The organism is Maribellus maritimus (assembly GCF_022267315.1).
Taxonomy (GTDB): Bacteria; Bacteroidota; Bacteroidia; order Bacteroidales; family Prolixibacteraceae; genus Draconibacterium; species Draconibacterium maritimum.
The window spans coordinates 1-2,619 of record NZ_JAIKLE010000106.1 but is presented as its reverse complement, the minus strand read 5'-3'; the positions used below and the strand labels follow the sequence as shown (position 1 = coordinate 2,619).

Here is a 2,619-nt window from a genome sequence, read left to right as displayed (position 1 = left end):
GACAACACCCTTATCCTCACTTTTCATGGGTAAGGGGTTTTGTGTTCAAAAATCGATAAATCAGACAATATCCGTGGTTTTCGTTATATACAATTGAACAAGAAGAATTAAGTTGATAGATTGTTGAAAAAATAGACTACTATGAATCTAAAACTTGGAAATATTAAAACAATAAATGAGATGAAAACCTTATCATATTTGTTTTTCATAACTCTTTTCATTTTTAGTTCTTGTTCAAAAGTAGACACAGGAAAAATAATAATAGCTGGGACTTACGATTCAGACTTATTATATTATGAATTTTCTCCTCCATTAAAAGTTGAATTATCCTTGGACACGTTAACCGACAACTATATTGGAGAAGATTCTATAGATATAAATCAGGACGGAGTTTATGATATAATAATTAGTCATCGAATTCATCTTCCTCCCAAATCAGGAACTCCATCATATGACCATTTTCCATTTTACAGGCTAACCTTAAAAAATGGTTTGCAAGTAGCAACAAAATTGCAATCCTATCCTGTTGGACACGGACAACTTAATGATGTTAATTGGGTTGACGCATTGAGTTATAAAACTCGAATTGATACATGGTCTGACTGGTCAGAAAATAATGAAACTCGAACAATGTGGGCTATCCCGCCAGTCAGCACTGCTCCATACGGTCCTTGGTATAACTTGACAAATGAAGAAAAATACATAGGCATTAGAATGAAAATTGATTCCCGATTTAAATATGGTTGGATTAAAGTGAACGTAATTTCGCGAGAGGATATGCAATTTTTAAGTTATGCTTTGGAAAAATAAAAGTTGAATTAAAAAAATGAATAAAATACGCCCTATAACAAGGTATATATTGCAGGGCGGGTTCGGTGGTTCGCCAACTGCGGATTCTCGTTTCGCAGTTTTGTGTCCTTCGGACAGGAACACTCTCCGAAATCCGCCCCGACAACTTACAAAGAAGAAACTTTGAAATACCTATGAAGCTCAGAAAAAAAATCAATAAAAATAACAATTTTAGTACTTGGACTTTTCCAGGTATTTGGAGCTATTTTGGGCTTTTATCTTGTCGCCTGGCTTCTTCTTCTCACTGATGAAATTAATGGTGTGATGCTTTTATTTTACTTTATGGCAGTTGGGTTATACTGTTTATCATTAAAAGCAGGAAGTTTACTTATTAGAAAAGAATGCAAAAGAGGATTGATATATTCAATCGTTAATCAAACATTTCAAATTATTTCTTTTGCACTGGGTGGCTACTCATACAATTATTTTTCAGGGGGTAAACTTGCTTTTGGATTTAGTCTTACAGATGGTTTTGAAATGAAACTTGACTTCGGGATAACATCAAAATTTAGGGGCGGCTTTTTTTGAATAATGGTCTGCCGGAAAAGAGAAGCAGAAGCCTAAAAGATAAAAACCATCAAATTGCCCAAACGCAACATAAACCCTTGCCCCGGTTGAATTCTCCCGATAAAATAGTTACTTTGCCAAAGGCAATAAAACAGGATGACACAACGATTTTTTTTGCAACTGAGTTATAAGGGAACCAACTATCACGGCTGGCAGGTCCAGCCCAATGCCCTATCCGTGCAGGAGGTGATGGAAAAAGCTTTGTCGACCCTGCTGCGCGAAAATGTGAGTGTGGTGGGAGCTGGAAGAACCGATACCGGAGTACATGCTTCTTTTTTTGTTTTGCATTTTGATGCTGCAAATTCAAAGATCGATGTGCAAAATTTTCCCTATAAACTGAATCGTTTTTTACCAAAGGATGTCGCCGTGCAAAGAGTCTGGAGGGTAAAAAAAGATGTCCATGCGCGTTTTGATGCGCTTTCGCGGACTTATAAATATTACATCTCAACAACAAAAGACCCGTTTGCTACCGAAACTACTTATCATTTTTCGCCAAAGCTGGATGTTCTTAAAATGAATAAAGCAGCAAAGCTTTTATTTGATTATACCGATTTTACCAGTTTCAGCCGTTTGCATACCGATGTGAAAACCAACAATTGCAAAATTTATCAGGCCGGTTGGACAAGCGAAGGAACACAATTGGTATTTACCATAAAAGCTGACCGTTTTTTGCGGAACATGGTACGTGCCATTGTGGGAACCTTACTGGAAGTGGGAAAAGGGAAATTGAGTGTTGATGGATTCAAAAATGTGATTGAAGCAGAAGACAGGGGGATAGCAGGAGCCTCAGCACCGGCAGAAGGTTTATTTTTGGTCGGTATCGATTACCCGGAAGAGATTCAGCGATACTTTGAATAAATGTTAAAAAAACTAAGTTTCCTGAACATAGTCAAAGCGTTTTTACGGGTTTGCCTTTTTCCTTTTGTGTAATTTCGTGTTTTGTTGATTCATGTGGCTCAATCTATTGCCACAATAGCTAAAAGCACAAATTACTAAAACAGGAAAGATAACAATGTGTATTTTCTCTTTTTCTGATGTAACCGAGCTGTGTCCTTGGGTGTGGATGTTTGCTTATCGGTTTTTATAAAAAGAAAAAGGATAAGTCAACACTTATCCTTTTCAACCTAACTAAACCAATAAAACTAATCAAACCTAAACTTATGAACTAAAACTCTGCTACAAATATATGTCGAAAAACATATT

General features: G+C 36.4%; 3 protein-coding genes. All 3 read left to right on the top strand.

Annotated elements, in window-relative coordinates:
* Positions 1-141 precede the first annotated feature (141 nt).
* The 3 genes from K5G00_RS29075 to truA all read left to right on the top strand — a co-directional run bounded on the left by K5G00_RS29075 (position 142) and on the right by truA (position 2,274).
* On the top strand, positions 142-810 hold the full coding sequence (locus K5G00_RS29075; protein ID WP_238770068.1) for a hypothetical protein: 669 nt from the start codon (positions 142-144) through the stop codon (positions 808-810).
* A 303-nt stretch (positions 811-1,113) separates the two neighbouring features.
* A complete protein-coding gene (locus K5G00_RS29070; RefSeq protein ID WP_238770066.1) occupies positions 1,114-1,377 on the top strand; it encodes a hypothetical protein in 264 nt (87 codons plus the stop codon).
* A 135-nt stretch (positions 1,378-1,512) separates the two neighbouring features.
* Positions 1,513-2,274 carry a tRNA pseudouridine(38-40) synthase TruA gene (gene truA, locus K5G00_RS29065; protein ID WP_238770064.1) on the top strand — a complete coding sequence of 254 codons (762 nt, stop codon included), beginning with the start codon at positions 1,513-1,515 and terminating at the stop codon, positions 2,272-2,274.
* The last annotated feature ends 345 nt before the right edge of the window (positions 2,275-2,619 follow it).